Below are 7,609 nucleotides of genomic sequence, written 5' to 3'. Positions count from 1 at the left end.
CATGGGGGGAGGAAGGTCGCCCAACGGATGGTGGGAAAAGAATACAAGGAAGGGGGGGGGTGGATCTCGCGAAGGAATTGGGGGGGGGGGGGGCGGGGGGGGGGCTGGCCCCGCGGTCGCGAGCATCATCCCGCCGGCCAGTAACGTTGCGGCGAGAGCCGTCCGAATGCCTGACCAGACTCGGCTGTGGACCATGAGTACCAACTCCTTGAATCGGGTGGCACAGACGCTAGGCGACTGATGAGCCTCGATATCGACGATGGCCGCTTCCGGTCACGCCACGACGTCCGCTCCCGGGCATCCGCTGCCGGTCCGGGCCAATCGTGGCGCGGTGGCCGGCAGAGTGGCGCGCCGGCCGGCATCGTCACCTCCGCCCTGCGATGAGCCGATGCCCCTTTCTCGTACCTCAGGACGAGTCGAGAAGACCATCGGGTGACGGATGACAACGCACGGGTGAGCTGCCAGCGTGATACCCGTCCACGGCGCCGGCCGGTGAACAAGTCGGGAGGGCACCTCGATGGCGAACGTCCTGGGGATCAACGCGGTGTTCCACGACCCGGCCGCCGCCTTGGTGATCGATGGCCGGACCGTCTGCGCCGCCGAGGAGGAACGGTTCAGCCGGCGCAAACACGGCAAGACGGCCCTGCCGTTCGCCGCTTGGGAGTTGCCGGAACAGGCCGCCGCCTGGTGTCTTCGCCATGCCGGTCTGACCGCCCACGACCTCGACGCTGTGGCCTACTCCTACGACCCTGCTCTGGCGAAGCCCTTCACCGGCAACGTCACCGCGGACAACTGGGAGGCGCTGCGAGTTCTGTACGCGAACTTCGCTCCACGTTTCCTGACCGCCACCCTTCCCGGTCTGGACCCCGCCAAGGTCCGATTCGTACGCCATCATGTCGCCCACGCGGCATCGGCCTATCACGCCAGCCCGGATCCCGATGGCGCTGTCCTGGTGCTCGACGGCGCCGGTGAGCAGACGTCACATCTGGCCGGTGTCTGGTCCGGCGGCCGGCTGGAGGTCCTGCACGCTCAGCGGCTCCCCCATTCGCTGGGCCTGCTGTACGAGGACCTGACCGACCATGTGGGATTCCGGCGCTCCTCCGACGAGTACAAGGTCATGGCCATGGCCTCGTATGGCCGGCCACGCTTCCGCGAGAGCCTGCGGCGGCTGGTCAGATCGACGGGCGACGGCGGCTTCGTGGTCGATCCCGTCACCTGGGAGCGCTACGCACCGCGGCGCTGTGCGGATGAGCCGATCGTCCAGGCGCATTTCGATCTGGCCGCGACCGTTCAGGAGCTGCTGCAGGAGATCCTGCTCGACCTCGCCCGGTGGTTGCACGCCCGCACCGGCAGTTCCACGTTGGCCATGGCAGGCGGCGTCGCACTCAACTGCGTAGCGAACTCGGTCCTGGCTCGCGAGGGTCCGTTCGACCGGATCTACGTGCAGCCGGCCGCTGGTGATGCGGGCACCGCGCTGGGCGCGGCGATGCATGTGGCCCATGAGCTCGGCGACACGGTACGCCCCATGTCCACCGTCGCACTGGGCCGCGGCTGGTCCGACGACGACCTCCGTAGCCGGCTCGACGAGGCGCAACTCGACTACGAGGAGCCGGTGGACATCGCCGCCGAGGTGGCGGAGATCCTGGCCGGCGACGGCATCGTCGCGTGGTTCCAGGGCCGTAGCGAGTTCGGTCCGCGGGCGCTCGGGCACCGCAGCCTGCTCGGCAATCCGCGCTACGCGGCCAACCTGAGCCGGATGAACGACGTGAAAGGCCGCGAACAGTTCCGGCCGGTCGCCCCGATGGTCCTGGACCACCGGGCGCCTGAGATGTTCACCGGCCCGCTTCCCAGCCCGTACATGCTCTTCACCCACGAGGTGCGACAGCCATGGCGGGACCGGATTCCCGCAGTCGTCCACGTCGACGGGTCCGCACGTGTGCAGACCGTGTCGGCGGCGGACGAGCCGCTGGTCGCCCGCCTGCTAGTCGAGTTCGAGAAGCGGACCGGGATCCCCGTCCTCATCAACACCAGCTTCAACACGGCCGGCAGGCCGATGGTCGACGATCCCCGCGACGCGCTGGAGGCGTTCGGCTCCGCACCCATCGACGCCTTGGCGATCGGCCCCCTTCTGGTCCGCCGGCCATCGCGTAAAGCGGCTGCCGGATGATCAGGCCGGCGGCGCTTCGACGATCCATGACCTGCGTCGCACCTGGGATCGCCGCCCGGACCACGGAGACCGCGGAGTCGAGCGGCTGCGCGGTGAGTGGGTGAGGTTCGGGGCTGATCCGGTACTCGGGTGGGAGTGAGTCAGGCGACGGCGCGGACGTGGTCGGCGAGGGTGGGCCACAGGGACGGGGCGGCGCCGATGGTCAGCTCGGTGGTGAAGTCCGGGCCGTGACCGCCGAGGGTCACGCCGGCCTCCCGGGCGATCAGCGCGCCGGCCGCGATGTCCCACAGGTTCGTGTCGAGGGCCAGGCCGCCGTCCAGCCGGCCGGCCGCCTGGTAGACCAGGTTCAGCGCGGCGGGCAGCCGCCGGATGTCGCCGGCCAGCGGCAGCACCTCGCGGATCACCCGGCCCGCGCGGTCCTTGGTCCGCGGGTTGGGCTGGAAGCTGACGCCCACCAGCGCCTCCGCCAGCGGCGGACCGCCGGACACCGAGATCGGCTCGCCGTTGAGGAAGGCGCCGCCGCCGTCGACCGCGCTGAACGTCTCGCCGGCGGCGGGATCGTGCACGACCGCGACCCGGGCCTGGTCGCCCTGGTAGAGCGCGATGCACACCGACCACGGGCCGGTCCGGCTGATGTAGTTGCGGGTGCCGTCCAGCGGATCGACGACCCAGCTCCAGCCGCTCGTGCCCGGCCGGCCGTGCCCCTCCTCGGCCTGCACCGCGTCATCGGCCCAGGCGGCGAGGATCTCGTCGACGATGAGGCGTTCACTGGCGATGTCGACGTCGGAGACGACATCGTTGGCGTGCGCCTTGGGGGCGCCCATCTTCAGGGTGTCGCGCCGGTCCACCTGCAGCCGGCCGGCGCGAACCGCCAGGCCGGCGGCGAGGTCACGGGCCGCGATGAGGTCTCGATCCATCACCGCCCAGGCTATCGGATCGGCCGGACCGGCGCGGGCCGCCGCCCGCCGACAATTGCGGGACGGAATTCGGGGCGGCGGATAACACTTTTCTGTGCGGTGCGCACGAATGGCGTACCAAAGGGCGGACTTTCTTTTCTTTGGTTTAAGTGGCTTTCCGATGCACGGAAGGCGTGCCTACCATTCCGGCGGCCGTGTCGTCGTGTGCCGCCCAGGGAGTGAGTCGTGCCGTCTTCAGCAGTTCGCGAGCCCGTCGGCGGCCGCCACGCCCGGCGCTCGCGGGGCCCGGCGGTCGCCGCCGCCGGCGTGGCCGTCGTCCTGATCACCGGAGTGGCCGTGTGGGCGAGCCGGGCCGACGAGCCCGCCGGGCAGCAAGCGCAGGGTGCGGGCGCGGTCCAGTCCCTGCCCTCGCCGAGCAGGACGTCCCTGCGTGCGACGCCGACCGTCGCGGCGCCGTCGTCACCGGCGAGGACGGTGCGGAGGACGAAGAAGCCCGCGGCCGCCGCCGCCCCGGGCGGCTGGATGCCCATCGACAAAGCCGCCTGGGAGGCGCAGGTGGCCGGGTACGAGGCGACGAAGGCCGACCCCCCGGGCAATGCGGGGAACCTGCCGGAATTCCGGGCCGACTGCGAATACAGCCATCGCAAACCGGACGACCCGATCGTCGCGCCGGGCCTGCCGGGCGCGTCGCACATGCATTCGTTCGTCGGCAACCGGGCCGTCGGCGCCGGCACGACGGCCGGCGATCTGATGAAGTTCACCGCCACCACCTGCAAGCCGACGGTCGACCATTCCGCCTATTGGGTGCCGACCCTTTACGAGGCCGATTCCCGGCGGCCGGTGGAGACGACGGGTTTCCGGGTCTACTACCGTTCTCTGCGCACCAGTTCGGCCGGCATCATGCCGGCGCCCAACGGTCTGCGCATGATCGCCGGCGATGCCAAGAAGAAGGTGCCCACCCCGCGCGGCGCGCAGGGCCAGTTCTACTGCGCCTTCTACGGCCCCGGCGACATCGACGGTTACGCCCGCAGCGACAACGGCAACTGGCCGATCTGCGGGAAACCGGCGAGCCTGCATTTCATGCTGCAGTTCCCGGACTGCTGGGACGGCAAGCACCTGGACAGCCCCAACCACAAGGACCATCTGGCATTCGGTACGAACGAAGGCTGCCCGGCCGCACACCCGGTGCGGATCCCGGCCCTCACGTTCGACATCGCGTACGGCGCGACGGGGTCGAAAGCCGGCTATTACCTGTCGTCGGATCCGGCCGGCCGGAGCGCCTCGTCGATGCACGGCGACGCGTTCCTGATGTGGGACGCCGACGCGATGAACCAGCGCGTCCGCAATTGCATCGCCCAACGGCGGACCTGCAACAACACGGGGTACGACCCGTTCTCCTACTGATTAAATCGGATGCGTGGCGGGGCGTTGGCGTCAATCATGCCCTGATGTGGCGACTGCCGTTCTTCGAAGCGCTGGGTGACGCGCAGCGGGTGCTGATCGCCGGGGCCGGTGGCGGATTCGACGTCTACGCCGGGCTGCCGCTCGGGCTGTCCCTGCTGGCCGCCGGCCGGACGGTGTCGTTCGCGAACCTGTCGCTGGTCAACCTGTACGGGCTGGACAAGGGCGTCTGGTGCGAACCCGGCGTCGCGGCGGTCACCGCGGACACGGCCGCCCACGAGGACTACTTCCCGGAGCGGACGCTCGCCCGCTGGCTCGCGCTGCACGGCCTGCCCGCGACCGTCCACGCGTTTCCCCGCACCGGGGTGCGGCCGCTGCGCAGCGCTTATCGCAAGCTGGCAAAGCGGCTCGACCTCGACGCGATCGTTCTCGTCGACGGTGGCACCGACATCCTGATGCGTGGTGACGAGGCCGCGCTGGGCACCCCGGTCGAGGACGCGACGAGCCTGGCCGCGGTGGCCGGCACACCGGTGGCGACCAGGCTGGTGGCGTGCATCGGGTTCGGCGTCGACGCCTATCACGGGATCAACCATGTGCAGGTCCTGGAGAACATCGCGGCTCTCGACCGGTGCGGCGCCTATCTCGGGGCGTTCACCGTCGCGTCGCACGGCCGGGAGGCGGCGCTCTATCGCGACGCGGTCGCGCACGCGCGGGCGAACACGCCGGGCCGGGCCAGCATCGTCAACGGGCAGATCGCGGCGGCCCTGACCGGCGCCGCCGGGAACGTGACGCTGGACGAGCGTACCGAGAAGATGTCGTTGTTCGTCAATCCGTTGATGGCGATGTACTTCACGTTCGAGCTGGCCGGGCTGGCGGCCCAGTCGTTGTACCTGGACCGCCTCCGCGGCACCGACGACATGCTGGAGGTCAGCGGGATCATCGAGCGGTTCCGCGACGAGATCGAGCCGCGGCCGCGGGTCGCGTTTCCGCACTGACCCGCCGCCGCGCCGTCACCAGATGCGCACCCGGCTGCTGCCCGGCCGGAGTGCGGCGACCGGACCGGCGGCGTAGGTGGCGCCCGCCTCCTTGACCTGGCCGGTCAGGTCCACGTCGAGGACCGCCGGGCTGCCGTCGCGCTCCTCGAAGTCGGCGTCGGCCAGCCGCACCCGGGCCAGGTCGCGGCCGGTGACCGGGCCGAGCTGCGCCTGCCCGAACGCCTCGGGCAGCTCGGTGACCAGGTAGACCTCGTCGCCCTCGTCGAGGACGGATGCGGACGCGCTCTCGAGCAGCAGCGGGCCGTCCTCGCCGGCGAACGGCTTCGCCCCGGCGGCGTAGACGTTGCTCCGCGCGTACACCGGCTGTTTGACCGTGAGGAAGCGCTGGTGATCGCCGGGCGGCTGTTCGTCGATGCGCGCGAGGTACTCCTCGAACGAGGCCGGATGGCCGTCGTAACCGGCCGTGCCGGCGAACGCCGGGGCGACGCCCTCCGCCTCCGGGGCGTACGCGCCGGCCGGGTCGCCGCCCACGAAGAGGTTGCCGACCCAGCGGTCGTCGCCGCCGAAGATCACCGCGTAGCCGGCGACCTGGGTGCTGTGCGGCCGGTGGTACGGCGTGGCGCGGTCCATCACCGGCTCCAGGCGCACCGTGCCGAGCACCAGGTTGTTGACGAACGCCCCGCCCTGGCTGAACGATTCGAACGACGCCGGCGAGCCGAGGACGTTGTGCTCCACGAGGTACGGCCCATGGCTCACCTCGATGAACAGGTCACGGTTGTTGGCGTGGAAGACGTTGCGCGCGACCCGGGTGCCCTGCGTCTGCCAGTCCAGCCAGATGCCGAGTGAGCAGTCGTGGATGCGGTTGTGCCGGATCTCCACGTCGACGGCCGCGTGCAGCTTGATGCCGCCGATCTCGTAGCCGTAGAACTCCCGCTTCAGCGCGATGTTGTAGATGTGGTTGTCCTCGATCGTCGAGAACACGCAGCCGAGGTGGCCGACGATGCCGTTCTGCCCGCAGTCGTAGATGGTGTTGCGCCGGATCACGTGCGAGCCGATGTGCTCTGCGTCCCAGCCGATCTGCCGCGCCGAGAAGACCGACTCCAGCTGGTATTGGTAACCGGGCTTGTCGCCGCGCTCGGTCGCGTGGTTGTGCCCGGTCGACGCCTCCTTGCCGATCGCGATCGCCGAGCACTTCGCGTCGTGGATGACGTTGTCCTCGATGATCCAGCCCTTGGCCCAGTTCGGCCCGATCAGGCCGGGCTGGTCGGCGGTGGGCGGCGTCCACGGGCAGGCCGCGTGGGCGAGCTCGAACCCGCGCACGGTGATGTAGTTCAGGTGCGGCACGAGCGGGTAGAACACCGACCGGCGCACGTTGATCTCGACCAGCTCGGTGTTCGGGTCGGCGCCCTGGAAGTTGGCCCAGATCGTGGTGTCGTCGGCGCCGACATCCGCGTACCACACCAGCTGCGTCTGCTCCGGGTTGCGAACGCGGTCGGTGACGCCGGTCCAGTTGTCGACCACCTCGGTCCGCGGCCGCGGGTCGTCCAGCCCCGCGCGGCTCGCCGCCTCGTAGAAGCTGAGGCCGTTCAGGTAGACGTCGCCGAGGTGCTTGCCGGGCGCGCCCGCGGGATAGACGATCCAGTCACCGGCGACCTCCTCGGCGTACGGGTTGAAGTCGCCGAACAGTGTGTTCGGCACCGTCGCCCGCCAGACCGTCCCACCGTCCGGCGTCCATCCGGTGACCCGCTCCGAACCTTTGATCACCACGTGTTCGCCGTCGGCCGCGGTGTAGGTGATCCGGCGGGTGTCGCTGAGCCCGCCGCGCGGTGGGGTCACCCACTCCCGGTACTCCCCGGCGTGCACGACCACGGTGTCGCCGGGGCGGGCGAGCGCTGCCGCCCGGTTGATCGTGCGCAACGGCTGCTGCTCCGAGCCGTCGGCGTCGTCGGATCCGGTGGTCGCCACGTGCAGCGCGGTCATGTCGTTGTGCGCCCTTCTCTGGTCACGTGCCGCCGCGGCGGCTCATGTGCCGCTGCGGCGGTGAGGTCGCCGGGCGGCCGGCGCCGGCCGATCGCGGAGCGTGTCCCGCGCTCACCGGACCCGGTCGATCTTACGGCGCACGGCGCTTC

General features: G+C 70.5%; 5 protein-coding genes. 3 read left to right on the top strand and 2 right to left on the bottom strand.

Going from position 1 to position 7,609, the window contains the following annotated elements:
* The first annotated feature begins 517 nt into the window (after window positions 1-517).
* Window positions 518-2,167, top strand: a complete 1,650-nt coding sequence (locus AC0NH5_RS12500) for a carbamoyltransferase family protein (RefSeq protein ID WP_474402929.1) — start codon at window positions 518-520, stop codon at window positions 2,165-2,167.
* 140 nt (window positions 2,168-2,307) lie between these two features.
* Here the strand turns inward: AC0NH5_RS12500 and AC0NH5_RS12495 are convergent, their stop codons facing one another.
* On the bottom strand, window positions 2,308-3,084 hold the full coding sequence (locus AC0NH5_RS12495; RefSeq protein ID WP_474402926.1) for an inositol monophosphatase family protein: 777 nt from the start codon (window positions 3,082-3,084) through the stop codon (window positions 2,308-2,310).
* A gap of 225 nt (window positions 3,085-3,309) precedes the next feature.
* Here AC0NH5_RS12495 and AC0NH5_RS12490 point away from each other — a divergent pair, with 225 nt between their 5' ends.
* Both AC0NH5_RS12490 and AC0NH5_RS12485 read left to right on the top strand, forming a co-directional pair.
* The gene (locus AC0NH5_RS12490) at window positions 3,310-4,488 is read left to right on the top strand and encodes a DUF1996 domain-containing protein (protein WP_474402924.1); all 1,179 of its coding nucleotides are present in this window, start codon (window positions 3,310-3,312) and stop codon (window positions 4,486-4,488) included.
* Between the two features lie 44 nt (window positions 4,489-4,532).
* On the top strand, window positions 4,533-5,480 hold the full coding sequence (locus tag AC0NH5_RS12485) for a DUF1152 domain-containing protein (RefSeq protein ID WP_474402922.1): 948 nt from the start codon (window positions 4,533-4,535) through the stop codon (window positions 5,478-5,480).
* A 15-nt stretch (window positions 5,481-5,495) separates the two neighbouring features.
* On the opposite strand, the gene AC0NH5_RS12480 is transcribed toward AC0NH5_RS12485, so the two are convergent.
* Window positions 5,496-7,460, bottom strand: a complete 1,965-nt coding sequence (locus tag AC0NH5_RS12480) for a right-handed parallel beta-helix repeat-containing protein (protein WP_474402920.1) — start codon at window positions 7,458-7,460, stop codon at window positions 5,496-5,498.
* Window positions 7,461-7,609: the final 149 nt, after the last annotated feature.

It is taken from the genome of Actinoplanes sp. 13, assembly GCF_056134165.1.
Note: the sequence above shows the minus strand (reverse complement) of the source record. Positions and strands in the feature narration are given on the sequence as shown.